This is a genomic window from Polynucleobacter sp. AP-Latsch-80-C2, assembly GCF_018882185.1.
Classification (GTDB): Bacteria; Pseudomonadota; Gammaproteobacteria; order Burkholderiales; family Burkholderiaceae; genus Polynucleobacter.
Map to the genome: position 1 here is coordinate 21924 of NZ_JACVOY010000008.1, position 24410 is coordinate 46333.

The 24410-nt window shown below is 44.8% G+C and carries 25 protein-coding genes; 14 read left to right on the forward strand and 11 right to left on the reverse strand.

The features are described 5' to 3' along the window. The first annotated feature begins 2 nt into the window (after positions 1-2). The 8 genes from ICN47_RS09350 to ICN47_RS09385 all read left to right on the forward strand — a co-directional run bounded on the left by ICN47_RS09350 (position 3) and on the right by ICN47_RS09385 (position 9696). Positions 3-155 (forward strand): DUF5989 family protein, encoded by a 153-nt coding sequence (locus ICN47_RS09350; protein ID WP_216219672.1) that lies wholly within the window; start codon positions 3-5, stop codon positions 153-155. Positions 156-183: 28 nt separating this feature from the next. After that, on the forward strand, positions 184-2025 hold the full coding sequence (locus ICN47_RS09355) for a carbamoyltransferase (protein ID WP_216219673.1): 1842 nt from the start codon (positions 184-186) through the stop codon (positions 2023-2025). 54 nt (positions 2026-2079) lie between these two features. Further along, a complete protein-coding gene (locus ICN47_RS09360; protein ID WP_216219674.1) occupies positions 2080-3303 on the forward strand; it encodes a hypothetical protein in 1224 nt (407 codons plus the stop codon). Between the two features lie 44 nt (positions 3304-3347). Beyond that, positions 3348-4517 (forward strand): hypothetical protein, encoded by a 1170-nt coding sequence (locus tag ICN47_RS09365; RefSeq protein ID WP_216219675.1) that lies wholly within the window; start codon positions 3348-3350, stop codon positions 4515-4517. A 12-nt stretch (positions 4518-4529) separates the two neighbouring features. Beyond that, positions 4530-6605: an acyltransferase family protein gene (locus ICN47_RS09370; RefSeq protein ID WP_216219676.1), complete on the forward strand. Its 2076-nt coding sequence runs from the start codon at positions 4530-4532 to the stop codon at positions 6603-6605. 3 nt (positions 6606-6608) lie between these two features. Continuing rightward, the gene (locus ICN47_RS09375) at positions 6609-7004 is read left to right on the forward strand and encodes an acyltransferase (RefSeq protein ID WP_216219677.1); all 396 of its coding nucleotides are present in this window, start codon (positions 6609-6611) and stop codon (positions 7002-7004) included. A 76-nt stretch (positions 7005-7080) separates the two neighbouring features. After that, a protein-coding gene (locus ICN47_RS09380) for an IS3 family transposase (protein WP_216219678.1) occupies positions 7081-8192 on the forward strand; the annotation gives its coding sequence in 2 pieces (ribosomal slippage) (positions 7081-7342 and positions 7342-8192; 1113 coding nt in all). A gap of 82 nt (positions 8193-8274) precedes the next feature. Then, a complete protein-coding gene (locus ICN47_RS09385; protein ID WP_216219679.1) occupies positions 8275-9696 on the forward strand; it encodes an acyltransferase family protein in 1422 nt (473 codons plus the stop codon). Positions 9697-9707: 11 nt separating this feature from the next. On the opposite strand, the gene ICN47_RS09390 is transcribed toward ICN47_RS09385, so the two are convergent. From ICN47_RS09390 to ICN47_RS09420, 7 genes are all read right to left on the reverse strand, one after another. Further along, a complete protein-coding gene (locus ICN47_RS09390) occupies positions 9708-10595 on the reverse strand; it encodes an alpha-1,3-mannosyltransferase family protein (RefSeq protein WP_216219680.1) in 888 nt (295 codons plus the stop codon). 51 nt (positions 10596-10646) lie between these two features. Then, the gene (locus ICN47_RS09395; protein WP_216219681.1) at positions 10647-11504 is read right to left on the reverse strand and encodes a class I SAM-dependent methyltransferase; all 858 of its coding nucleotides are present in this window, start codon (positions 11502-11504) and stop codon (positions 10647-10649) included. Positions 11505-11544: 40 nt separating this feature from the next. Further along, the gene (locus ICN47_RS09400) at positions 11545-12762 is read right to left on the reverse strand and encodes an ABC transporter ATP-binding protein (protein WP_216219682.1); all 1218 of its coding nucleotides are present in this window, start codon (positions 12760-12762) and stop codon (positions 11545-11547) included. Then, positions 12762-13601 carry an ABC transporter permease gene (locus tag ICN47_RS09405; RefSeq protein WP_216219683.1) on the reverse strand — a complete coding sequence of 280 codons (840 nt, stop codon included), beginning with the start codon at positions 13599-13601 and terminating at the stop codon, positions 12762-12764. The genes ICN47_RS09400 and ICN47_RS09405 overlap by 1 nt, the downstream gene beginning before the upstream one ends. 5 nt (positions 13602-13606) lie before the next feature. After that, positions 13607-16162, reverse strand: a complete 2556-nt coding sequence (locus ICN47_RS09410; RefSeq protein WP_216219684.1) for a glycosyltransferase family 1 protein — start codon at positions 16160-16162, stop codon at positions 13607-13609. Beyond that, a complete protein-coding gene (locus tag ICN47_RS09415) occupies positions 16162-16464 on the reverse strand; it encodes a hypothetical protein (RefSeq protein WP_216219685.1) in 303 nt (100 codons plus the stop codon). Before ICN47_RS09415 ends, ICN47_RS09410 begins: the two co-directional genes overlap by 1 nt. Before the next feature lie 160 nt (positions 16465-16624). Further along, on the reverse strand, positions 16625-17644 hold the full coding sequence (locus ICN47_RS09420; protein WP_255538987.1) for a calcium:proton antiporter: 1020 nt from the start codon (positions 17642-17644) through the stop codon (positions 16625-16627). Positions 17645-17726: 82 nt separating this feature from the next. Here ICN47_RS09420 and ICN47_RS09425 point away from each other — a divergent pair, with 82 nt between their 5' ends. From ICN47_RS09425 to ICN47_RS09435, 3 genes are all read left to right on the forward strand, one after another. Then, positions 17727-18089 carry a sirohydrochlorin chelatase gene (locus ICN47_RS09425; protein ID WP_216219687.1) on the forward strand — a complete coding sequence of 121 codons (363 nt, stop codon included), beginning with the start codon at positions 17727-17729 and terminating at the stop codon, positions 18087-18089. A gap of 80 nt (positions 18090-18169) precedes the next feature. Further along, the gene (locus tag ICN47_RS09430) at positions 18170-18448 is read left to right on the forward strand and encodes a type II toxin-antitoxin system RelE/ParE family toxin (protein ID WP_216219688.1); all 279 of its coding nucleotides are present in this window, start codon (positions 18170-18172) and stop codon (positions 18446-18448) included. Continuing rightward, a complete protein-coding gene (locus ICN47_RS09435; RefSeq protein WP_216219689.1) occupies positions 18448-18783 on the forward strand; it encodes a HigA family addiction module antitoxin in 336 nt (111 codons plus the stop codon). Before ICN47_RS09430 ends, ICN47_RS09435 begins: the two co-directional genes overlap by 1 nt. Before the next feature lie 11 nt (positions 18784-18794). Here ICN47_RS09435 and cobA read toward each other — a convergent pair whose 3' ends face one another. From cobA to ICN47_RS09450, 3 genes are read right to left on the reverse strand one after another with little or no spacing between them, the layout of a single operon-like run. Continuing rightward, positions 18795-19586 carry a uroporphyrinogen-III C-methyltransferase gene (gene cobA / locus ICN47_RS09440; protein WP_370626307.1) on the reverse strand — a complete coding sequence of 264 codons (792 nt, stop codon included), beginning with the start codon at positions 19584-19586 and terminating at the stop codon, positions 18795-18797. A 1-nt stretch (position 19587) separates the two neighbouring features. Next, complete coding sequence (locus ICN47_RS09445; protein ID WP_216219691.1) at positions 19588-20166, reverse strand: DUF934 domain-containing protein; 579 nt, start codon at positions 20164-20166, stop codon at positions 19588-19590. Next, on the reverse strand, positions 20166-21872 hold the full coding sequence (locus tag ICN47_RS09450; RefSeq protein ID WP_216219692.1) for a nitrite/sulfite reductase: 1707 nt from the start codon (positions 21870-21872) through the stop codon (positions 20166-20168). The genes ICN47_RS09445 and ICN47_RS09450 overlap by 1 nt, the downstream gene beginning before the upstream one ends. 173 nt (positions 21873-22045) lie before the next feature. Here ICN47_RS09450 and ICN47_RS09455 point away from each other — a divergent pair, with 173 nt between their 5' ends. The 3 genes from ICN47_RS09455 to ICN47_RS09465 all read left to right on the forward strand — a co-directional run bounded on the left by ICN47_RS09455 (position 22046) and on the right by ICN47_RS09465 (position 24041). Beyond that, positions 22046-23317 carry a serine hydrolase gene (locus tag ICN47_RS09455; RefSeq protein WP_216219693.1) on the forward strand — a complete coding sequence of 424 codons (1272 nt, stop codon included), beginning with the start codon at positions 22046-22048 and terminating at the stop codon, positions 23315-23317. Positions 23318-23450: 133 nt separating this feature from the next. After that, complete coding sequence (locus ICN47_RS09460) at positions 23451-23729, forward strand: type II toxin-antitoxin system RelE/ParE family toxin (RefSeq protein WP_216219694.1); 279 nt, start codon at positions 23451-23453, stop codon at positions 23727-23729. Positions 23730-23738: 9 nt separating this feature from the next. Beyond that, a complete protein-coding gene (locus ICN47_RS09465) occupies positions 23739-24041 on the forward strand; it encodes a HigA family addiction module antitoxin (protein ID WP_216219775.1) in 303 nt (100 codons plus the stop codon). On the opposite strand, the gene ICN47_RS09470 is transcribed toward ICN47_RS09465, so the two are convergent. Beyond that, positions 24038-24409 (reverse strand): hypothetical protein, encoded by a 372-nt coding sequence (locus tag ICN47_RS09470; RefSeq protein WP_216219695.1) that lies wholly within the window; start codon positions 24407-24409, stop codon positions 24038-24040. The genes ICN47_RS09465 and ICN47_RS09470 overlap by 4 nt on opposite strands. Between the last annotated feature and the right edge of the window lies 1 nt (position 24410).

Consider the following 24410-nt stretch of genomic DNA (forward strand, 5'->3'; position numbering starts at 1 on the left):
CTATGTCATTCATCAAAGAGTTATGGAAATTTTTAAGAGTTCGTAAGAAGTTATGGCTCCTGCCAATTATTGTTGTCATGGTGGTCTTGGGTGGCTTGTTGTTGTTGGCTGCTAAGAGTTCAGTGGTAGCACCATTCATTTACACCTTGTTCTAAGAACAAAGACAGAAGAATTGCTACGCGCATGAAGATACTGGGAATCTCCGCTTACTACCACGACTCAGCCGCTTGCTTAGTCGTTGATGGCGAGGTGGTAGCAGCCGCTCAAGAAGAGCGCTTTACTCGTAAGAAGCATGATCAAGCTTTTCCAAGCAATGCGATTAACTATTGCTTAACTGAAGTTGGTTGTACTCCAGCCGATATCGATTATGTTGTTTTCTACGACAAGCCATTCTTAAAGTTTGAGCGTTTGCTAGAGACTTATCTGGCATATGCCCCAGTAGGTTTTAAATCTTTTGCTACAGCATTACCAGTTTGGTTAACCGATAAGCTTTTTCAGAAATCAGTTATTACTGGCGCCCTCAAAGACTTGTGGGGCAAGGATATTGACTGGGAAGCACGTTTGCTCTTTTCTGAGCATCACTTAAGTCACGCTGCTAGCGCATTCTTCCCATCGCCATTTGAAGATGCTGCCATTCTCACGATGGACGGCGTAGGCGAGTGGACAACGACTTCCTTAGCAATTGGCCATGGCAATAAGCTTGAAGTCCATAAAGAAATTCATTTCCCGCATTCATTAGGACTACTCTACTCAGCCATTACTTATTACACCGGCTTTAAAGTGAACTCTGGTGAGTACAAGGTCATGGGCTTGGCGCCTTATGGCGAGCCAAAGTATGCGCAGCTCATTAAAGATAATCTCATCGACATTAAAGAAGATGGCTCATTCGCTTTAGACATGAGTTATTTCAATTACTGTACTGGTCTGACAATGACCAATGAGAAGTTTGATAAGTTATTTGGTGGCCCACGTCGTGCAGAAGAAGCAATCCTGACTCAACGTGAGATGGATTTGGCTGCTTCGATTCAGGCGGTTACTGAAGAGGTAGTGATCAAGTTGGCGCGTGGTATTCGTAAATCCACTGGTCAAACCAATTTATGTCTTGCTGGCGGTGTAGCGCTCAACTGTGTTGCTAATGGCAAGCTATTACGTGAAAACATTTTTGACAATATTTGGATTCAGCCTGCTGCAGGTGATGCTGGTGGCGCGGTTGGTGCTGCATTAGCGGCTTACTACATGATGTTGGGCTTGCCACGAAAAGTGGATCCAGCATTGCAAGATGGCATGAAGGGCTCTTACTTGGGGCCTGAGTTTGCTCAACCAGATATTGAGCAACGTTTGACTGCTGCTGGTGCGAAGTTCACCAATCACTCCGATGAAGAAATCATTGCTTTAACTGCTCAAGCATTGGCAGATGGCAAAGCGGTAGGTTGGCATCAAGGTCGTATGGAGTTTGGCCCGCGCTCATTGGGTGGCCGCTCTATCTTGGCAGATGCTCGTTCTCCATCAGCGCAAAAATTATTGAACCTGAAGGTTAAGTATCGCGAGTCCTTTAGACCATTTGCACCTAGCGTTCTGCGTGAAGATGTCTCAGAGTGGTTTGATATCAATACTGACAGTCCATACATGCTCTTAGTTGCTGACGTCAACGAATCTAAGCGCCTGGCAATGACTGAAGAGCAACAGAAGCTCTTTGGTATCGAAAAGCTCAATGTGCCTCGTTCTGAAATTCCTGCGGTAACGCACGTGGATTATTCAGCACGCATACAAACCATTCACAAGCAGACCAATCCGAAATACCATGCCTTGGTGAGTAAGTTCAAAGAGCTTACTGGTTGCCCAGTAGTGGTGAATACTTCGTTTAACGTACGCGGTGAGCCGATTGTCTGCACGCCAGAAGATGCGTTCCGCTGCTTAATGGGTACCGAGATTGAATTCTTGGTAGTAGGTAACTCCATCATGCGCAAAGAAGATCAAGACGAGTCTCTTAAGCTCGATTACAAAAACGCTTATGAGTTGGATTAAGTTAGATAAAGTTCAATCGAATTTAATCCAATAACCATTCGATACGGGATATCAATGAAGACGCTGAAAAAACTCCTATTCCCAGCAATCTTAGCGGCCTTGGCCGCTTATTTATTTTTTAATGCCTACACACAGCGCAGTGTCGCTAGTTTCTTGTGGGCATTCAGTGTGGTGCTGATGGCGCTTGCTGCATTAACCAGCTTTCTACGTAATACCGTCATCATGACCATTTCGATTGTGGTGACTTTGGCTATTGCTGAAACAGCCTTAGGTTATTTACCTGCCTTAATTGCCAAGAAACCAGATTCCGGCATCAATACTGCTAAAGATAAATCGATCTTTGCTTATTTTGATAGTGCCCAGACTTACAACACCCCTGCATATTGGCATTTAGGGCAGTTTGGTAGCCAGCCAAAACCTGGCGTCTTTACAGCGAAGAAGATTGCCTCTAATGGCGATGTGCTTTATGACACGGTATTTACTATTGGTCCTGATGGATTTAGGGTGACGCCAAAGTATGGCGATAAACAACCCCATCGCATTAACTTCCTCGGTGACTCATTCACCTTTGGTGAAGGCGTTGCAGATAACGAGACCATGGCCTATTACGTTGGTGATTTGGTTAACAGTCAAAAGCAGGGCGCTAAGTGGGCGCCATTAGAAGTGAAGAACTATGGCATTCATGGTTGGGGCATTCATCAAGGCTTAGCAGTGTTACAGAGCGACCTCGATACCAAAGCCAATCTCAATTTTGTTCTGACTGCGCCTTGGCATGCTAGCCGAGTAGGCTGTGCCGACTTCTTTAGCCTAGGCTCACCAAAGTATCAATTGCAATCCGATGGCCTGGTAAAGCGTGATGGCTACTGTCGTTCCTTTGGCTGGGTGGAGCATTCTCCTAAAGCGCTGCGCGGACTCATTACCTCATCAAAGGTATTTAACTTGATCCAGGATAGTCTCCTCGTAACTTCTGATCAAGATAAGCAACTAGAAATCTACCTCGGTGTTCTCAAGACGATTGCCGCAGAATCTAAAAAACGTGGTGAAGACTTAGTGGTGGGCTTTATTAAAGCGGATGATCAGTGGTTTGTTGGCACTTACAACAATGCAAAAGTCATCGCTGCCATTAAAGGTATGGGTATCAATGTGATTGATATGACTCTAGCTGATAAGAATGAGCTGCTTGCTCGCAATTACTACATTCATGAGCTTGATAAGCATCCAACTGGTGCTGCTAACTTAGCACGCGCCAAGCTCTTGATGAATAACGTTGCTCAGTAAGCAAGTATCCAAGAAATTAGCCAAGTAAATCAGCCCGCCTATTCATGAGCTCACGTAAATTTTCCGCCTTAGGGCTCTTGAGTTTGGCGTTGCTCTGCGCAATTCTGTATTTTTACTTTATCCGCGTTAATGAGATTCAGTTTGAATTTAGAAATCATGGATACATCACAGGTGATTGGTTGATCAATTACACCAATGGCCTTGTTCGTAGAGGTCTCTTTGGTGAGATTGCTATGCAGACCCATCGCTGGTTTGGTAACAGCCCGATTGAAGCGGTGCTAACCAGTAAATATCTGGCTTACGGCATTCTGTGTGGCTCCATCCTGCTACTGGCGATTGTGAAGGGTATTGGCTTAATCGAGATTTTGTTCTTGATTTCTCCTTGGGCCTTGATGTTTGACCTCAATGACCCAGAAGGCTCTGGTAGAAAAGAAATTCTGATCTTCGCCAGCTTTGCCTTATTTGCATTACTGCAAGTCTTTAGCAAGTCCCCACCTAAATCGATATTCAAGCGCTGGGATTTTTACTATCTCTTGATGGTGATGGCAGCCATTGCCTTTACCCATGAGGGTTTGATTTTCTTCTTCCCTTTCTTTTATTTGCCGCTGTATCTCAAGCGTGGATTTAATAAAAGCGATTTTCTGACATTCTTTATTCCGTACCTTGTTTCATTACTGGTTTTGGTAGTGCTGTATTTCTTTTTCAAAGGCAATAAAGAGATCGCTGATGCAATTTGCAGCAGCCTTAATCCCTGGAGTGTTAATGGATCCCTGGGATGCGATGCCATTCACCTTCTGGCTGGTACGCATCCTAAGGCGCATATCGGCTTTATCAAGTCCTTTACGCCTCTACTGTTGCTCACCATGATCCCCATCTACTGCTATGGCCGATGGATTGTGGGGCTCGCAAAGCATCACCTGTTCCTAGCAATGGCGATTCCTCTTATTCTGACGGTACCGCTGTATGGCATTGCGATTGATTTGGGCCGGTGGATTCATATTTCTGGACTACTGTTTTTTATTACCTTCTTTAGTCTGAAAGGTACTGGAGCGCCACTTCGTAAGCCATCTCTCATTACCATCATGCTAGTACTTTGCTTAGCCGTGCCTTATACCTTCTATTGGCGTATTCCCCATACGGTTGGCGAGAACAAGGTTTTCTTCTGGTGGACCCAGGATCCTATTGGTTACCTACAAGCCTGGCATTTAAAGTAATTAAGTACATTCATGTCTAACGCGATACCCAAGACTGCCGAACTGCCTAATCATCAATATCGTTCCGATATCGATGGCTTGAGAGCATTTGCAGTGCTATCAGTTGTGTTATTTCATGCCTTTCCTGAGTTCATCTCTGGCGGCTTTATTGGGGTGGATGTCTTTTTCGTCATTTCAGGCTTCTTAATCTCCACCATCATTTTTGAGAAGTTAGAGCAGGGCAACTTTAGTTTTGTCGATTTTTATGCACGCCGTGTCCGCCGTATTTTCCCAGCACTGATTCTCGTATTGGTGGCATCGTTCGTCTTGGGCTGGTGCATTCTGTTTGTTGGTGAGTACAAGCAGTTAGGTAAACATATTGCTGGTGGTGCTGGCTTCATCGCCAACTTAATTTTGTGGAGCGAGAGCGGTTACTTTGACAACCTGGCCGATACAAAACCTTTGCTTCACTTATGGAGCCTGGGTATTGAAGAGCAGTTCTATATCGTTTGGCCGCCCATTCTTTGGGCTGCATGGCGCTTTCGGGTGCGCTGCCTGCCGATCATTTTAGCAATTGGGCTAGCTTCATTTGCGTTCAATCTTTATGGCATTGCCATTGATCCAGTTGCTACCTTCTATTCACCCTTAACCCGCTTTTGGGAATTGCTCATCGGTTCTTTGTTGGCTTATGTCACTGTATTTCATGCAAGGTATCCACGATTAGCTATTAATACCATTGTGCAGGCAAATACCCTGTCATGGATAGGTTGCGTACTCTTTATTACTGGATTGCTTTTAATAAACAAAGACAGCGGCTTTCCGGGGGCGTGGGCACTCTTACCAACCTTAGGCGCTGCGCTGATGATCAAGGCTGGCCCAAGTGCTTGGTTCAATAAGGCAGTGTTAGGTAGTTCTGTATTAGTGTGGTTTGGCCTAATTAGTTATCCACTTTATCTCTGGCATTGGCCATTACTCTCTTTTGCACGCATTCTGAGTAGCAGTGTTCCTGAGTTAGAGATTCGGATTGGGGTTGTAGTTCTCTCCATTCTTTTATCTTGGCTAACGTATCGCTTTGTAGAAAAGCCTATTCGTTTCGGTAGCGGCATTACATTCAATACCGCTTTCTTTGGTAAGTATTTTGTTAGTAAGAGAGCCATCACCATTGCGCTGGTTGCAGGGCTGTTCTTGATTGGTCTCGCAGGCTATGTGGCGAATTTCAAGAACGGTAGTCACTCCCGCTTGGTGAACAAGATCAATATTGATCCGGAGTCAGGTTATGACGGCGTTGCTGGAGTGGATCTTATTGAAGACTGCGGTTTAGCGAACTCCCCATCAATTGATAAAGCCTGGTTCGGAACCTGCTTACGCGATAGCCGTCCTCCAGTGAAGTACGCCTTGGTTGGCGACAGTCATGCTGAGTCCATCTTTAGGGGTTTGATTAGAACCTCAAATGAGAGTGGGCGGTGGCTCTTTATTGGTGGCCCGAATGGCAAGAGTGGTGTATCGATCGTGGTTTCCAATAATCCGATTTATAAAAAAATCACACCTTCAAGCGAATACGCCATGAATGCGCTGGCCCAAAATAAAAATATTGAGACTGTTTTATTTGTCGGCGCTAGTAGAAACCTATTTGGCTTGAATGAGAAGAAGTTCTTGGATGATATGGAGTCTTCGCCTAATTTTGATGTTGCCTATGAAGCGGTTCAAAACGCAATTAATCCACTAAAGGCCGCCGGCAAGAAAGTGGTGATCCTTGAAGATAATCCAACCTTAGCGTTCCCAGAAGATTGTTTGCAAAGAAAGAGCACGATCTCGGCGATTAATTATTTCTTCCCCAAGAAGCTCAACCCTCGTTGTGTATTAACGGTAGAGCAGCATCAACAGCGTACAGAGCAATACCGACGCCTACTGGCTAAGCTGGAGAAAAATAACCCTGGGACTGTGAAGATCTTTTACACCACACCAATCCTGTGTGATGAAGGAAAAGGACTTTGTGAAATCTCTAAGAATGGTCGTCTGCTTTACAGCTACTCAGACCATATCTCTGACTACTCAGCGGGCTTAATTGGTAGACCGCTCAATGAGTGGCTTAGAAATCAAAGTAAATGATTTATGCAATATAGACCCGAAATAGATGGTTTAAGAGCTCTGGCAGTCATACCAGTCATTCTTTTCCATGCGGGCATTCAGCTCTTTGGGGGCGGATATGTCGGTGTAGATATCTTCTTTGTCATAAGTGGCTATCTGATTACCTCAATTCTCCTTTCTGAAATGGTCGATAGAAAATTTACCCTCACTGGATTTTATGAGCGGCGAGCGCGCAGGATTTTGCCAGCACTATTTCTGGTTATGGCGATTTTTTTGCCATTTGCATGGTTTTGGATGCTGCCTCATGAATTAAAGGGTTTTTCCCAAAGTCTTGTAGCGGTATCTACGTTTGCTTCCAATATTTATTTCTGGATCTCAACCGGTTATTTTGAAACTGCTGCAGAGCTTAGGCCTCTGTAGTATCCCCATAGATTCGTACATTTAAAAAGTTGAGTTTTCTGTTGTTTATGGCAGTATTTACAACAGGAGAATCAATATGAAGAAGTCACGATTTACAGAGACCCAAATCGTTGGGATTTTGAAAGAAGCCGAGGGCGGTATTGCGATGGCAGACATATTGCGCACGCATGGCATTAGCGGCGCTACCTTTTACAAATGGCGATCCAAATACGGCGGCCTTGAAGCTTCTGAGCTCAAACGAGTAAAGGAGCTAGAGCAGCAGCTCTCCGAATATAAAACGATGGTTGCTGAACTGACCCACGATAACCGAGCTCTAAAGAACCTCATTGAAAAAAAGCTCTAGCGCCAACCGGTAAAAGAGAAGCAGTCGATTACCTGGTTGGCGAAGAAGCAGTGCCAATAACAAGAGCTTGCGCTCATTTGGGGCTGGCCAGGTCATCGTATTACGAGCGCCCGGCAAGTAGGGCTAAAGCCGATGAGCCTGTCATTGAAGTACTTAATCAAGTGGTTGCCAAGAATGGGCGCTGGGGATTTAGATTATGTTTTGATTGGATGCGCAATCAGGGTTACGAGTGGAATCACAAGCGGGTATGGCGTGTGTATAAGGAGATGGGTTTGAACTTACCCAGAAGAACCAAAAAGCGTATCCCCAAGATGCCCAGAGTTCCACTTGTTGCCCCTACCGAGGCTAACTCGATGTGGGCCTTAGATTTTATGTACGACACCTTGCATTACGGCCGGCCTTTTAGGACCCTGAACGTCATTGACGAATCCAACCGTGAGATCTTGGCGATTGAAATTGATATTAGTTTGCCAGCAGCCAGAGTAGTCAGAACATTGGAGCATCTGGAAGAGATCCATGGTTTACCTCAGGCGATACGTCTGGACAATGGGAGTGAACTGCGGTCTGCCATCTTTATGGGCTGGTGCGAAGAAAAAGGGATTGAACTCAAATTTATCCAGCCGGGCAAGCCTCAACAAAATGCCTTTATTGAGCGGTTTAATAAAACCTATCGTCATGAAGTACTCAATGCGTATTTATTTGAAAACCTCAGGGAGGTACGTGAAATTACAGAAAACTGGATCACCATTTACAACGAAGAAAGACCGCACAGCTCTCTTGGCAGAATATCGCCTAGAGACTATCGAGCACAGGCAGAAAACAACACTTTAGGAATGTCGGCTTGACGGGGGATACTACACCTCTTCTCCATACTTGGAGCTTGGCTGTTGAGGAGCAATTTTATTTACTTTTCCCGGTCCTACTCGCATGGGGTATGCCTTTGGGGAGAAAAAAATTATATTTATTTTTGCCTTCCTTGGGTGCGCTAGTTTATTTTTGGCACAACTTTTATCTGAAATAAGGCCTGCATTTGATTTTTATCTTTTGCCTACGCGAGTATGGGAATTATTGGCAGGATCAATACTGGCATTTTATTCACAGCTATCTGGTGATCAAAAAAACCAAAGAATTTTTCGAGAGATTGGCAGCCTCATCGGCTTACTTTTAATTTTCTATGCCATATTTGGTTTTGATAAATTTACTCCATTTCCAAGTTTATATACGCTGATTCCAGTTCTTGGCGCTTTACTGATTATCTATACCAGCCAGAAAACTATTGTCGGAAAACTGTTATCTAAACGAATATTCGTTGGCATCGGTTTAATTAGCTATAGCCTGTACTTGTGGCATCAACCAGTGTTTGCATTTGCTAGAGTGAAGGCTGGTCATGAGCCGGATCAAGTGGTCTTAGCACTCTTGGTGTTAATAATCTCAGTACTTTCATATTTAAGCTGGAAATTTGTTGAGATTCCATTTAGGGATAAAAGACGATTTTCACAGAATAAAATATTTTTATTCTCTGTTTTTGGTAGCCTCCTATTTATCTCTATTGGTTTAATTGGGCAATTCACAAGTGGTTTTTTAACTAAAAGCCAAAAAGCTGTATTGGCTTATAACGAATACCAAGAGGAGAGTAAAAAAATTGGGCGTGTTGGAAGTTGTTTTTTAGATGTTGGAGATTCCATTGATTTATTCAATGCGAGCTGTATTGAAGATAATTCAGATGATTCTATTTTCATTTGGGGTGATTCTCACGCCGCCGCTCTCTCATTTGGCCTTAGGCATATCTATAAAAATGTAACGCAATTTACATCTACCGGCTGTCCACCTCTCATGGATGAGTTCGTTGCCTCTAGACCTCTATGTAGAGATATCAATAACTATATTGGCTCTCAGATCAAAAATCTTAAGCCAAAAAATATTTTCTTATATGCTAATTGGGGTATTTATGATGCTCAGCATCCTTTAGAAAGTCTAAATAAGACCGTGGATTTTATACGGCTAGTTTCGCCATCTTCAAAAATTACAATTTTGGGTGGAACCCCGCAATTTTTACCTAGCCTTCCAACCTATATGTTCTTAAATCATAAAAACTTAAAATTAGGTGAAGTCATGCCCACATATTTATATGATCATTTAACCCTAATGGATCAAAAATGGGCTGCCCTTGCTAAACAAAAGAAGATTGATTTTTTTTCAACACTAAAAGTCTTTTGTCAGGCTAATGTTTGTAAAGTAACTGCTGAGTATGATGGTGTCATAATGCCTATTATTTGGGATTACGGACATTTAACTGCCGCCGGTTCGGTGCTGCTAGCTAACAAAATAAAATTACAAAAGCAGCAATAGCTCTCAGCTTCTTAGACCACACCCTTTTGGGTGAAGAAGAGTTTGCCGTTCCAGGCCTGGCAAATCAGATCCTTCTTGGTCTTCCAACCTTCGCTGTTATCAGAGGCCTCTTCATAAGCCCATTGTGGGTTTACGGTAAATGGCTCCTTAGCCATGAGGGCAGAGATCCAGAAGGTTTCTTTATCGCCCCATACGTATTTGTAGGTATCGGGGTGATTGTTATTTAGCTCATACAGGCACTTAATTGCTTGTGGATGCTTGCTGCGATTAATCGCTACTACACCACTATCTACATAAGTCTCAATGACTGGTTCAGTCGGAATACCATCTTTCCAGATGTAATCCCACTCAATTGGGAAATTACTAGGCTTTTGATTGTTAAGACAACGACGCAGCCAATTTTGGCGCTGCTGATAAAAAGCATAGTTACGGAACTTATTGCCTTTGAAAGGCTTGCGTAGACCCAATTGGTACATGAGTTTGTCATACCAATTAAATTCAAATACCCAACGCTTGAGATCTCTAAAGAGGTAAAAGCCCGTCTCTTGATAACCGGCATCGCTAAAAAGATTCTCTGGATTTTGATGAAAGATGCCATCCGCATCAAATAGCAACACTTCGTTGAAGGAGCTATTGGCAACAATAAACGCCTTTACCTGAAAGCCCTTCCAGTGAGCGAGATCGGGGGTGAACTCTGAAACGTTACGCCAAATGATTTTGTCAGTAATAGCACTAATCTTTTGCTTAGACTCAGCACTGAGCTCATTGCCTACTTCCCAGATTTCAATCGGGAGCTGGCAGCCTAGGTCGCTATAAATCTTCTTGAGATTAAATAGAGCAAACTGAACGTAACGCTCTGGAATGCTAGTGACTAAACCGCGCGACAAATTGGTGCTCATGAATATTAGGCTTTATGAATAAGTAATAGTGCAAGATAACGTTGCTGCAGATTATTTTTTGAAAAGGGACTTGGCCCACTTAAAGGGTTCGAGTAATTTCCAGATGCGGTTCAGGCGTGCCTCGAGTAGTTGAGTCTTGCGCTCGATGGCATCAAAGCGTTCTTGATAGCGATTTGCCAGCAACTCTAAAGTCAGGCCATATTCTTTGGCAAATACGACATCAAAACTTGCCATGGCGGATGCATCTCCAGCTTTTTGGGCAATCACTGCAAAGTCTGGGCTGACACCAGAGAGAACGGCAAACAAGCTAGTAGGGCCTTGCTCTTCACGTAGAGGAATCGATTCTTGAACACCAAGAACCTTAGATCTAGCAAAGCCCAAATAACTCACGAGAAAGCTAAGTAAAGCCGAAGGCAGTGGGCGCTGATGGGTTGGGTCTAAATAAAAGCTAGAGGTACCGACAACTAAGTTCTCAGTATTAGGCGCTTCCAGAATTAACAGCCCAGCAGGCTTTAATGTCCTTAAGGCTTCCTTAATGAGCGTCTGCAAATCATCTAAAGATAGGTGCTCAGCAATATGAAATCCCGAAACAATGCTCAAACTATCAGCTGGCAATGATTTGAGGTGCGCAATGGCGTCACCCGTTTGTACGTTGAGGCCTCTGCTGCGGCAAGCGGAGAGCATGCCGTCGTCTAGATCAATGCCAGATGCGGTCAGTTGGTTATCTTGCAGCAATTCAAGCCATTCTCCACGACCACATCCTAAATCAAGGGCGGTAGCATTGGGGTGGGCTGCTTGAATCTTTTTAATAAATGGGACATAAACCGACAGGCGAGACTTAATGACTTCGCGAGAGCCGCGATGCTGATCTTCAAATGCTTTGTAGAAATTATTTTGATCTGAGCTCATGCGTTTCTAAATGGTTTATCTTTTTTACTTCAGCTTGTTCTTACTGCTTAATCTCAACTATTGGGGGTAACCAAGCTACACCTTCAAAATGTTCTTTGCTATTAAGGACCGTAAACACGAGAGCATGGTCACGCCACTCATAATTGCTCGCTATGTGATTGTCAGATGCATGTAAAGATAATGCAAGTGAGTAGGTTCCAGGCCCAAAATTAGCAATAAAGCGGAAGTTAAATTCCACTTCAGCGCCTGCAGCCAGCTTCTTCAGGGTCTTATTGAGGTGATAGGTATTGGTGCCATAAACCGGCAAGCCCAAGCGATCTTTGAACATATAGCCTAGCACTAGCTCATCAATGGCTTGATTGCAGCGTACTTTGGTGGATAGTGTAATTTCTTGGGCTACTTGAACCACTTCAATGCGCTTACCTTCGTTATTGAGTAAGGCCACATCCAAAATAGTGGCTTCACCGCTGCCAGAAGTTGTTTTGACTTTTCCGGATTGGGTAATTTCTTGGCGAACGTTTTGGTTCTCGCGGTCGGCTAATAAGGCGTTGTAATAGTCCATCACCATTTCTGGTTGACCTTCAATGGCAACTTTGCCTTGGTTAAGCAAAATAGCGCGATCACAAATTGACTGAATAGCCATCTTGTCATGGGAAACAATTAATAGGGTCGTGCCATGCTTGCGGAATTCGCGAATACGGTCAAAGCACTTATGGGTGAAGTAAGTATCACCAACCGATAAAGCCTCGTCCACGATCAAGACATCTGGGCGCTCTGCAGTGGCCACGCTAAAAGCCAAGCGCATTTGCATACCGCTGGAATAGAAACGCACAGGCTGATCGATGTATTCACCAATCTCAGCAAACTCTTCGATGGCCGGCATCATGGCAGTGATTTGATCCACGCTATAGCCAAGTAATTGTCCAGCCATATAGACATTCTGTCTACCAGTAAAGTCAGGATGAAAGCCGATACCAAGCTCAAGTAGGGCAGCCACTTTGCCACTCATCTCTACTGAGCCAGTAGTAGGCTTGGAAGTTCCAGAGATCATCTTGAGTAGCGTGCTCTTACCAGCACCGTTCACACCAATAATGCCGACGGCCTCACCAGGATTTACAGTGAAGTTCAAATCCTGTAATACCCAGTTCAGGCTATGACGCTCTTTACTAAACGGAATAATCCATTCAGCGAGACGCGACCACTTAGAAGGGTAGCGCTTGTAAGCTTTGCCGAGATTGCGAACAATAATCTGTGACATTAGAGCAAGTCCACCATTTCACCGGAACGCTTACGGAATAAGCGAAAGCCATTGATATTGAGCAGCACCGCTAAGACACAGATAAACCACAAGCTAGACCAATCAGGCATTTGATGATGAACAAAAATACCCTGAAAGGCCACCATTAAATTGGTGAGCGGATTAAATGAAACCAAGAAACGAATTTTCTCGGGCAGGATATTGACCGAGTACACGATGGGTGTGAGCCAAAACCAAAACTGCAAAGCAACGCTGTAAAAGTAACCAATATCTCTAAAGAAAACATTGAGAACGCCGAGCGTCATTCCTAAGCCAATCGAGAAAGCAACCAAGATCACCAACAGGGGGATAACAGCAAAGAAGCAATAACCAGGGAAGTTATCTGTCACCAATAGGAAGAGGGTGAATAGGGAAAAGATGATGATGAAGTTCAGTCCAGCATTAAGAATGACAATGACTGGTAGGCATAGGCGTGGAAAGTTCAGTTTCTTGAGAAGGTTGGCGTTTTCTAAGAACACTACTTGGGCACGTGAGGTCAACTCTGAAAAAAGTGTCCAAACAATCACGCCAATGCATAAATAGATGCTGTAAGAATAAAGACCAGAGCTACCTTCACCAGCGGCGCCTGGCAATCGAGCCCCCATGACTTTGGAGAACACTAAGGTGTAAACCAAAATTAGCGCTAAGGGATTGATGATGGGCCAAGCAAAGCCTAAAAGGGAATTTTTATACTTGGTTTGGAATTCGCGCTTCGTGCTGCCGAGGATAAATGCGCGGTATTGCCAAAGTGAGGCAATAGAGGCAAATAAGCCGGGGGAGCGGGAGTTGGAATTGCGCATTAGCCCTAGTTTAATAAGGTTTTGAGAACGGACTGGGCACTTTCCTTCCAGGTCAGCCAAGGCATCTTGTCTGAGCGGGGGTGGGCACCTTTGGTATGGAGTTCTAACCAAGCTTCAATAGCCTGGGTCATCTCTTCAGGCTTAGAAGCCCTGTAGTAGAAAGCATGCTCTCCAGCCACTTCTTTAAAGACCGGAATATCTCTAGCAATGATCGGGACATGTCTTCTGGCAGCCTCAATTAAGGGTAAGCCAAAGCCTTCGCCATCTGAGGCGGCAATCAAGCAAGTGCTGGCTGAGTAGATTTGATCGAGATACTCATCACTAATGCTGTCTAACCAGAAGAGGCGCTTATTGAGCTCTGGATGACTTTCGATATGGCTCACCAATTCGTCAACCATCCAACCTTTTTTGCCAATGATGACCAAATTGACTTGCGCACCTTTAGCCCATAATTTTTCAAAGGCGGGTAAGGTTTGGCTGTAACCTTTGCGCGGTTCCAAAGTACCAATCATTACAAAGCTTGGTTGCGCGCTGATCTGAGCAATCACTTCACTAGCGTTTGCTGGTAAACCAGTCGTTGGCACTGAATTTTCAATATCTGCGCCAAGATGGAACCAGGCTACTTCAAATTGCTTTGGTAAATCAGGAATATTGGTTTTAGCCCATTCGCGATAGTCGTCAGCAACAGCTTTAGAAATGCAGATGATCCCGTCGAACTTGCTGATCTCGAGTAACCACTGGCGATGATTAAATTCAGCAGCGCTCGGGAAAGCATTCGGGAAGAGAATGGGCAGTAAGTCATAGACCACAAAGTACACCTTAGTGCCGCTTAACTTAATGGCTGATAGATATTGCTTCTGGGCTTGCACAATATCTGCCTGCAAATCAATGCCCAAGAAGATATCGCCGGCTTGAGTCTCAATTACTGGGTCTTCCAGATTATTGGTATTGCTCTCACCCATTGCACGCTTATCATCTTCGCTCGCAAAGAATTTCTTTTTAAAGCGATTGGCATAGCGATAACCAAGGGTTAGTTGGTTGGCATAGATCGGATGAACGTCATAGCCTACTGGAGGATTTAATAACATCTCCGTAAGTAGTGAACGTACAACGCGCTGAATACCCGTCTTAGCATCACGTTTTACTAACTCAGAGATATCAATAAAGAGTTGACGCTTGCGTGGCTCAGTTGGGAAGTTCTGTGCCAAGCAGGCAGAGAACTGCAGTAAGTCGACATCTTTGTAATGCTTGCCATCAAAAGACAATTTGCCTAATTCCGCAATCAGCTTTTTCAGAATCTCGGCTTTACTCAATTTGGCTGTTTGAATTCCTGCTGCTTGATGCTTCGCTATTAATGCTTCAAAGCCCGCAATGGCTTTTTGTGCGCTCACATCCCAAGAGAACAAAGGTGCCTGTACTTTGGCATGCACTTTCATGCGCTCGATGAGGGCAGGATTTGATAAGAACTCAGTGAGCTTCGCGCTAATTGACTCAGTTGACAGTGGATCAAACAATGCTTCTTCTAGGTTGACGACTTCTGGCAAGCTGGAAGTATTGGATGAGATGACTGCGGCACCGCATTTCATAGCCTCTAGCGCTGGTAAGCCAAAGCCTTCATGCCATGATGGGAAGACAAAGAGCTTGCAGCTGTAATACAAGGTTTGCAGCTCATCATCACTGATGTATTCGGTAAAAATTACTTCGTCGGCATTCATGCCCGAGGCTTTGATACCTTTTAAGAGTGCGAGATGTTCTGCTCGATCGATACGACCCGCTAAAACCAGCTGATGCTGTAGGCGAAGTTCCGTTGGAATCTGCGCGTAGGCCTCGAGTAAACGTGTGAGGTTCTTGCGAGGATCTGCGCCACCGGTATATAAAACAAATGGGCGCGTAATGCCAAACTTCTCTTTGAGTGCAACGGGATCCGTTGCTGGTGCTGCATCACTAAAGAAGGGTTCGGCCGCAGAAGAAATATTCACAATCTCTTCTGGAGAAAAATCTAAATGCTCTAAACCTTCAGATCTGGAGAACTCCGAAATACTTAAAAGCAATGAAGCGCGCTTAAGGTATTCCAGCTTGCGCAGGTAGTAAGTGGCGTAGAAACGATCTACCTCTAAATACTCTTTAGGATTTAGAAAAGGAATGAGATCGTAAAAAGAAATGCTGACTGGTGTGCTGGTATCAAACTTACCAACGCTAGTAACCGTGTTATCACCAAAGCCTTCAAACAGGCTGCTAATATGGACAACATCGGGTTGCAAACTAGCAATAAAGGCTTCACGAACCAATTCAGCGCCTTCACGTCGTAAGTCAGTGCCGGCCTGACATTCCATCACCGGGCCAGGTGCGTACCAAATCTTAATATTTTCAGGAGGCAATAAACCTTCAAATTGACTCTTGATAAATTGCGTTGCATCAGGGAAGAGGCCATTCAAAACAATAATGACTTCATGTTCACCGCGATTGCGAATAATGGCTTGTGCTAAAGAAGTGGAGTAACGACCGATCCCTCTGAAGCGACTATTACTTTGTGCACCTTGTAAATCAATCACAATCCGCATTAGGCTGCTTTCGACGAATTGTTCTGGGCAGCAGACTTCAGCTGACCATAAATAGCTTGAGCATGAGTTGAGAGTTGCTCTTGCGAGATATCGAGCACCACTACTGGTCCAACCATGAGTGGTGAAAATTGATTCACCGAAGCTTGTTGCAGACGACTGGCATATAACTTCTTCAAGAAGTTATACATGCCGTACTTGCAGATGAAAAAATACACCTGGCGGCGTATTGCAGGATTTTTGTCTAAAAAAGCCAAGCCATGCTTTAGGGTGCTCAAGATATGGCGTTTTAGGGCTTTTTTCATGTCATTTGGCTAATCAGAATTTCTATTAATGCCAGAAACTCTTAATTTGGTGCAGCAAGTAATCAACAGACCCTGATTATATTGGGTTTGTAGACATAAAAATCATAAAAAAGAGCCCCTGAGGGCTCACTGGACTACCTTATTGGCTTTGTATTCGCTCTTAGGGTACCAAGCTCAAGAAGAGGTACTCAAAGAAGATGATGAGATGAACCACCCCTTGAAGCAGGGTAGTGCGCCCAATCGCCAAGGTCAGAGCTCCAATAAAGAAGGAGAGGTACATCAGGACCATGTTGAGGGAGGTAATTCCGAGACTTAATTGGAGATCAAAGAAGATTGCAATTGCGGCAACCGTGGGGATCGTTAAGCCAATACTGGCGAGTGCTGAGCCGAGAGCCAAGTTTAAGCTGCTCTGAAGTCTGTTTGCTCTAGATGCACGAACTGCTGCAAAACCTTCGGGCAAGAGAACAAGCATTGCAATAGCAATACCGACTACTGTTTTTGGTGCGCCTGCAGCTTTGACGCCTGCCTCGATAGCTGGGCTGAGTGCTTCAGCAAGACCTACCACTGCAATTAAAGACAGGAGTAGTAGCACTGCGCTAACAGCAGTTTTGGAGTTGCTAGGCTTGGCTGCATGTTCGCTACTATCTTCACGCTTGCTATGCACCTTTGGCAAATAATAATCACGATGTGTGATGGTTTGAAATAATAAAAATGCTACGTAAAGTGCAAAAGAGGCAATACCCGCAAAAGCGAGCTGGCTCTTGGTAAAGTCGGGACCAGGCGTGCTTACGGTCACCATGGGCATGACCAGAATAAATGTCGCTAAAGCGGTTAACACCGCTAGAGCAGAATTGGTGCCTTCGTTACGAAAAGACATCTCATGGTGCTTAAGGCCGCCAACAAAAATACACAAACCAATCACGCCGTTAATGACGATCATGACGGTGGCAAAGACGGCATCACGCGCAATAAACTCTGAACCTTCATGGCCAGTGAGCATCATGGAGATAATTAAAGAAACTTCGATGATGGTGACGCTAATAGAAAGCACTAGGGTGCCGTAGGGCTCGCCTGTTTTATGAGCAATCACTTCAGCGTGATGGACGGCTGAGAGCACTGCCCCGATGAGGGTTGCACCCATTAAGAAAATAAACCAGGTTTGACTGAGAAGATTTGTCATAGAGAGCATTTATGAAATTGGGGCTAATCAATTAAGTACGAATAAGAGTAAGCTTACAGTAATTGAAAACGAAGACAAAATTATGAAAGCAATCATCCTTTTTGGACATGGCGCACGTGATGCACGTTGGCGTGAACCCTTTGATCGTCTGGCAAAGCTATGGCAAGAGCAGCATCAAGGTACGCCAGTACAACTTGCCTTTTTAGAGATGATGCAGCCCTCACTTGAAGACGCTGTAAGTAACTTAAGCGCCCAAGGAGCAACTCAAATTACTGTGGTCCCAGTCTTTTTTGGGCAAGGCGGTCATTTGCGCAACGATTTTCCGGTGCTGCTAGAGGCATGCCAAAAGCAATACCCCAATCTCACACTAAGCGCTACGCCTGCCGTTGGAGAGGATTTGGCTGTCTTGCAAGCCATTGTCGATTTTGGGGCTCGCGCTATTTAGTGCCGCCTATCAACCCCCTTGTATGTAATGATATACTTTACATTGTAATGTGATAGATTACAATGTGCCATGGGGGATAAATGATTCAATCTTTTAATCATCGTGGCTTAGAGCTCTTTTTTTCAAAAGGAAGTTACAAGGCAATACCAGCCCAATACGCAGCTCGTTTAGAGCGCTTGTTGGATCGCTTGGACGCATCAGTAGAGCCTAAGGATATGGATTTGCCGGGATACCGCTTTCACGAGTTAAAGGGTAAGAGAAGAAATTATTTCGCTGTGTTTGTATCTGGTAATTGGCGCTTAACCTTTAAGTTTGAAGGCAAGCATGCGATCAATGTTGATTTAGAGGACTATCACTAATGAAAAAATTAGCCAAAAGTTTAAGGAGTATCAATCGCAAGCCAACCCATCCAGGCGCTATTTTGCGAGAAGATGTGCTACCTGCATTGGGAATAACCCAGGCTGTTTTTGCAAGTCATCTAGGGGTAAGTCGCCTGACTGTCTCGGACTTATTGCATGAGAAGCGCGGGGTAAGTGCCGAGATGGCGGTTAGACTTGCAAGAGTAGTCGGAGGAACGCCTGAGAGTTGGTTACATATGCAAGAGGCTCTGGATCTCTGGGAGGTGGAGCAAAAGTTCAGGAATCATCCTGAGAGTGCACCAACACCACTACCTGCTTTAGCGCTAGCGGCTTGAGCATAGTTGAATCAAGCGGCCTTAGTTTTTGATTCAACTATATTTTGGCTTTGAGTAACTTTGTTCTCTCTCAAGGCTTCACCAATCATGATGAGTGCTGGCGAGTTGCTATCAAACCATTGATCAGCTTTACCTGCGGCCAATTCAAATAGAGTGCTGCTCCATTGACGCTCGCGCGGCGTACTGACTGATTCTAAAATTTGTACTGGCGTATTGGCGCCATGATTTGGGCTTTGCTCAATGAGTTGTTGTGCAATGCGCGCGGCATCTTTACGACCCATGTAATACACCAAGGTATCGGCCGATGGATTGGCAAGAGGCTCTCCAAATACAGGATTTTCAGTCGCTTGTGCCAATGTGATAAATGCCACGCTTCGTGAAACACCCCGCAAGGTGAGTGATTGCCCAATGCTTGCCGCACCAGCGAGCGCTGCAGTAATGCCAGGAACGACTTCCACTTCAACCCCAGCATCTTTGAGAGTACTTAACTCTTCATCGGCGCGACCAAAGAGCATTGGGTCGCCACCCTTGAGGCGAACAACGGTTTGATATTTATGGGCAGCGTCTACTAATCGTTTATTGATGAAGTGTTGCGCAGAAGACAGCTTGCCACAACGCTTGCCTACGGGCACTAAAGTGGCTCGCGGGCAAAGTGCTAGCATTTCTGGTTCGACTAAAGCATCATGAAAAACAATGTCTGCTTGAGCGAGTAACTTGGCACCACGAACGGTAATGAGATCCGCGGCACCTGGACCAGCGCCAACCAAGTAGACTTTACCGAGGGTGTTATGAGATTGATTCACCTTAAGCACTCTCTGCATTCAATAAAGAACGTTTACCACGCCAGCTATTTTGAGTGGTGACGGTAAATAAATCGAATTGATTTAAGGCCACTTCAAGACTTTGATCTGGACGTAATTCAAAACTATCAAAGCCAACACGTGCACCTTGCAATAGTTGATCGATGAGGACATCACCAATCGCCCGAATCTCACCTTGCCAACCTAAGCGATCACGCAATAGGGCAGCAGTACTAAAGCTTCTGCCATCTCTAAAGATTGGGAAATGTGCTGCGACTAGAGGCCATATCTTTTTGCCCGCTTCAATCACATCGGCATGTTTCAAAATATCTTCATCCGCAGCAAACCAAACACCGATTTCACCTTTGTTGGCGCGTTCAATGATGTCGGCATTCTTATGATGCGTAATCCACCAATGAAACGGCACCAAGACCTTATGGGCGCCATGCTCTAGATCGGGAATACCACCTTCATCCTGTTCACCATTCCAGACTTGCCATTCATTAGCAGCAAGCGCAGGTTTACCGTCCTTTGGAAAGCGAATGATTTGCGGATTAAATTGAGAGCTAATTACAGTTGTCATTATGGGTTTACTCCTACTGCATCCTGCTTAGCTGCTTTTGCTCGAGCATTCTTGTAGGCAGCCTCCTTAAACGGTGCGACTCCTAAGCGACGGTAAGTCTCAATGAAGGACTCTTCTTCGCTACGTTGGCCAACATAGGTATCAATAATGCTGGTCATCACATTGGGGATTTCATCGGCATAGAAAGAAGGACCAATGACCTTACCAATGGCAGCATCGTTCCCTTGTTCGCCACCCAGGGTAATTTGGTACCACTCTTCACCGTCTTTATCGACTCCAAGCACACCAATATTGCCAACGTGATGATGACCACAGGAGTTGATGCATCCAGAGATGTTGAGGCTAATGTCGCCGAGATCATATAAATAATCTAAGTCATCAAAGCGCTCCTGAATGGCTTTTGCAATCGGTAATGACTTGGCATTCGCTAATGAGCAGAAGTCACCACCAGGACAAGCGATGATGTCGGTGAGTAAACCAATATTAGGCAGAGCAATTTTTTGCTTCTTGGCTTCTTCCCACAGAGCAAAAAGTTGCGTTTGCTCTACATCGGCAAGCACTAAATTTTGTTCATGCGTGACGCGTAACTCTCCAAAACTAAATTGCTCAGATAAATCCGCAATCGCATGCATTTGCGCAGTGGTGGCATCGCCTGGGGCAATGCCATGATGCTTGAGAGAAAGAATAACGCTAGCGTAGCCAGGCACTTGATGCGCTTTAACATTACGTTCATGCCAGCGTGCAAAAGCTACTTGGTCAGATTGGGGAACGCTTGCAATCAATTGCTCAGTAGTGAAGTTGACCAATGTTTTATAAGCAGGCTTAGTGAAATGCTTAGCAACGCGATCCCATTCAGCTTGAGTGAAGTTGTCATCCCCATTGGCGATATGAACCCATTCACCTTCAACTTGACGGGCAAATTCTTCCGGACCTAAAGCCTTCACTAAGATCTTGATGCGAGCCTTATAGAGATTGTCACGACGGCCAAAGCGGTTGTAGACCCTCAAGAGCGCCGTTAAGTAACTGGGCAGCAATTGCCAAGGTAAATCTTGTTTGATGAGGGATCCCAAAATAGGGGTGCGACCCATGCCGCCGCCAGCATAAAGATTGGCGAGCAATTCACCTGCGGCATTTTTATGGAGCTCAATACCTACGTCGTGACAGAGCAAGACAGTGCGATCTTCTTTAGCGCCATTAATGGCAAACTTAAATTTGCGAGGTAGATGGGCAAACTCAGGATGTAAAGTTGACCATTGACGGAGTAATTCACAGATAGGGCGAGTGTCGACATATTCATCAGCCGCTACGCCTGCAAATGCATCGCTCGTGATATTGCGAATACAGTTGCCCGAAGTTTGAATGGCATGCATTTCTACTTTGGCGAGTTCAGCCAAGATATCGGGAGTTTCTTCTAGATTGACCCAGTTGTATTGGATGTTCTGGCGAGTAGTGAAGTGACCGTAGCCACGATCGTATTTTTCAGCGATCAATGCCAAGGTACGTAATTGCTTGGCACTAAATAATCCATATGGAATTGCAACACGCAGCATATAAGCGTGACGTTGGTGGTAAAGACCATTTTGGAGGCGCAAGGGGCGAAATTCTTCTTCGGCCAAAGTGCCGTTGAGGCGTCTCTCAACCTGGTCTCTAAATTGGGCTACCCGTTGGTCTACAAGGGTCTGGTCAATGGCATCGTATTTATACATAAGTGGGCTATTGTCATATTTGCCGGTTATTTCTCAAAAGAATTAAAAGTGCTTCCTATATATCAATATTGGTATATAAGAGCATCTCCTGAGGCTAAACCCCGAAAACTCTGTTTCAATGCGTAGAAGGACAAAGTTCCTCAATAAAAGACCTATAAAACAACGGAGACGAAATGAAAAAATTACAGGCTGCCAGCCTAATTGCTGGATTACTGGCCAGTGCAAGCATTTATGCCGCAGATGCCCCTAAGACCCCATTGCCGATGAATGCCGGGCAAGGATTTTCTCAAGAGGGCTTAAAGCGTATTGATGCCTTTTTTGCCGATGAGATTGCCAACAATCGCATGCCTGGCGCGGTGTTGGCTGTTGCGAAGAATGGCAAGCTCAGTATTTATAAGTCCTATGGTTATTTGGACAAAGCCAATAACAAACCAATGACGACCGATGCGATCTTTAATTTGGCTTCAATGACGAAGGTGATGGCCTCAGTAGGCGCCTTAACGTTTTATGAAGAAGGTAAGCTGCCTCTGAATGCACCAATCTCCAATTGGTTGCCGCAATTTAAAGAAATGAAAGTAGGGCAAGTTGATGCTGAAGGAAAGCTCAATGTAGTTCCCGCAAAAAATCAGATCACCGTACAAGATTTATTGCGTCACACGAGTGGCTTAACGTATGGTGGACGTGGTGCTACACCAGTTCATAAGATGTATCCAGCGGGATCTGCTCCAGCGGCGATGCAATATAACGCGCAAGAATTTGTAGAGAAGCTAGCCAGCACACCATTGTTGTATGAGCCAGGTACCGTTTGGGATTATGGCTTTGGTATTGATGTTGTCGGTGTGATTGAAGAAAAGATTGCGGGCAAGCCACTTGATACTGTATTGCGCGAACGCATATGGAACAAAGTGGGCATGCCGGATACCACTTTTAACGTTCCAGAAAAGAGTCGCGCTCGCTTAGCGCAACCTTTGCCGGTAGATCCAATGAATGGCAAGCCACAGAAGGTCGATATTTTGACCAAGGGTGTGAAGTTTGATTGTGGTGGCTCCTGCGCATTCTCAACAGCGGGTGATTACATCCGCTTTGGTCAAATGCTGCTCAATGGGGGAAGCCTGGACGGCAAGCGCGTACTGGGTCCGCAGACCGTTACCTTCATGGCCTCCAACCATTTAAATAAAGATATCAAAAACAATGTTGGCCTAACAGAGCCTGGACGTGTAGGTTATGGGTTTGGTTTGGGGGTCGCGGTACGCATGGAGCGTGGTCTCTCAGCAATTAATGGCAACGTTGGCGACTTCACTTGGAATGGCGCTAACGGCACTGTATTCTGGGCTGATCCAAAAGAGCAAATGGTGGTGGTGATGATGGGGGTTGCTCCTGGCGACATTCGCAAAATTCATCGAGAACAATTGAACTCCGTAATCTATGGGGCACTTGAGAAATAAGAAGTTAGTAAGCTCCAAATAAAAAGCCCCGATGAACTCGGGGCTTTTTATTTGGAGCTGGTGGCTTAGAGATGGGGTTGAAAGTGACAAATGTTCTATTTGACAGATTCTGCTATACGGAATATTATAGGGCATGATTCATTCATTCTCCTGTAAAGAAACTGAAGATTTATTTAATAGCAAATCCTCACGGAGGTTTAGAAGTTTTGAAAGAATAGCGCGCCGTAAATTGTTGCAAATTCATGCCGCTACAAATTTATTAGATTTGCGCATTCCACCTGGGAACATGTTGGAGTGTTTGCAGGGTAGACGTAATGACCAACACAGTATTCGTATTAACGGCCAATGGCGAATATGTTTTGTTTGGAAAGAGGATGGCGCACACAAAGTAGAAATTGTGGATTACCACTAAGGAAATATGATGACCAAATTATTAGAAGAAATTCATCCAGGTGAAATATTGCTCGAGGAATTTATGAAGCCTATGGGAATAACAGCACGTCAATTGGCTGCCGATATTGATGTATCACCAAGTCGCATTAGTGAAATTGTGCACGGAACTCGACCGATTACTGCTGATACGGCATTGCGGCTGGGAATATTTTTTGCAATGGACCCACGCTTTTGGATGAATCTCCAGTCTGAGTACGATATGCGAATGGCAAAGCGAACGCTTCAGAGGGAAATAGAACCTAGGATCAGGGTCTTTAAGATAGCAGCTTAAAGCCTAAACTCTTGATAGTGTCGATATAGGTTAGCAATCGATGCAAATCCCAAGACAACAATCAGTACCGCAAAAAGATATTCAGTAGTAAGGTAAGTAAAGATTCCCAAATGAATCAATACGGCAGCCCCAATAAAGGCGCCAATCGCACCAAAAGCAACTAGCTTAAAGTTGGGGATAAAGGCACCTAAGGTGATAGCAACAAAGATCAGGTAGAGCTCGGAAACCAATTGATCAGCAGTCACAAATATTCGGTTGGTTAACTCAGGGTCTACAAATTTACCTACAACGGCTATCAGTAGGATGCCTCCCAAGATGGCAAAGTTTAACTTTGCCTTACGCAGGATAGTGATCAGTTGATCATTCATC

What these genes read in the sequence shown, in the direction of transcription:
- ICN47_RS09390 (WP_216219680.1), bottom strand. Translation starts at nt 10,595, where the DNA reads ATGAGCACCAATTTGTCGCGCGGTTTAGTCACTAGCATTCCAGAGCGT.
- ICN47_RS09465 (WP_216219775.1), top strand. Translation starts at nt 23,739, where the DNA reads ATGACCAAATTATTAGAAGAAATTCATCCAGGTGAAATATTGCTCGAG.
- ICN47_RS09385 (WP_216219679.1), top strand. Translation starts at nt 8,275, where the DNA reads ATGGGGTATGCCTTTGGGGAGAAAAAAATTATATTTATTTTTGCCTTC.
- ICN47_RS09350 (WP_216219672.1), top strand. Translation starts at nt 3, where the DNA reads ATGTCATTCATCAAAGAGTTATGGAAATTTTTAAGAGTTCGTAAGAAG.
- ICN47_RS09410 (WP_216219684.1), bottom strand. Translation starts at nt 16,162, where the DNA reads ATGCGGATTGTGATTGATTTACAAGGTGCACAAAGTAATAGTCGCTTC.
- ICN47_RS09425 (WP_216219687.1), top strand. Translation starts at nt 17,727, where the DNA reads ATGAAAGCAATCATCCTTTTTGGACATGGCGCACGTGATGCACGTTGG.
- ICN47_RS09405 (WP_216219683.1), bottom strand. Translation starts at nt 13,601, where the DNA reads ATGCGCAATTCCAACTCCCGCTCCCCCGGCTTATTTGCCTCTATTGCC.
- ICN47_RS09470 (WP_216219695.1), bottom strand. Translation starts at nt 24,409, where the DNA reads ATGAATGATCAACTGATCACTATCCTGCGTAAGGCAAAGTTAAACTTT.
- ICN47_RS09430 (WP_216219688.1), top strand. Translation starts at nt 18,170, where the DNA reads ATGATTCAATCTTTTAATCATCGTGGCTTAGAGCTCTTTTTTTCAAAA.
- ICN47_RS09355 (WP_216219673.1), top strand. Translation starts at nt 184, where the DNA reads ATGAAGATACTGGGAATCTCCGCTTACTACCACGACTCAGCCGCTTGC.
- ICN47_RS09415 (WP_216219685.1), bottom strand. Translation starts at nt 16,464, where the DNA reads ATGAAAAAAGCCCTAAAACGCCATATCTTGAGCACCCTAAAGCATGGC.
- ICN47_RS09460 (WP_216219694.1), top strand. Translation starts at nt 23,451, where the DNA reads ATGATTCATTCATTCTCCTGTAAAGAAACTGAAGATTTATTTAATAGC.
- ICN47_RS09445 (WP_216219691.1), bottom strand. Translation starts at nt 20,166, where the DNA reads ATGACAACTGTAATTAGCTCTCAATTTAATCCGCAAATCATTCGCTTT.
- ICN47_RS09370 (WP_216219676.1), top strand. Translation starts at nt 4,530, where the DNA reads ATGTCTAACGCGATACCCAAGACTGCCGAACTGCCTAATCATCAATAT.
- ICN47_RS09375 (WP_216219677.1), top strand. Translation starts at nt 6,609, where the DNA reads ATGCAATATAGACCCGAAATAGATGGTTTAAGAGCTCTGGCAGTCATA.
- ICN47_RS09450 (WP_216219692.1), bottom strand. Translation starts at nt 21,872, where the DNA reads ATGTATAAATACGATGCCATTGACCAGACCCTTGTAGACCAACGGGTA.
- ICN47_RS09455 (WP_216219693.1), top strand. Translation starts at nt 22,046, where the DNA reads ATGAAAAAATTACAGGCTGCCAGCCTAATTGCTGGATTACTGGCCAGT.
- ICN47_RS09360 (WP_216219674.1), top strand. Translation starts at nt 2,080, where the DNA reads ATGAAGACGCTGAAAAAACTCCTATTCCCAGCAATCTTAGCGGCCTTG.
- ICN47_RS09420 (WP_255538987.1), bottom strand. Translation starts at nt 17,644, where the DNA reads ATGACAAATCTTCTCAGTCAAACCTGGTTTATTTTCTTAATGGGTGCA.
- ICN47_RS09400 (WP_216219682.1), bottom strand. Translation starts at nt 12,762, where the DNA reads ATGTCACAGATTATTGTTCGCAATCTCGGCAAAGCTTACAAGCGCTAC.
- ICN47_RS09365 (WP_216219675.1), top strand. Translation starts at nt 3,348, where the DNA reads ATGAGCTCACGTAAATTTTCCGCCTTAGGGCTCTTGAGTTTGGCGTTG.
- ICN47_RS09435 (WP_216219689.1), top strand. Translation starts at nt 18,448, where the DNA reads ATGAAAAAATTAGCCAAAAGTTTAAGGAGTATCAATCGCAAGCCAACC.
- ICN47_RS09395 (WP_216219681.1), bottom strand. Translation starts at nt 11,504, where the DNA reads ATGAGCTCAGATCAAAATAATTTCTACAAAGCATTTGAAGATCAGCAT.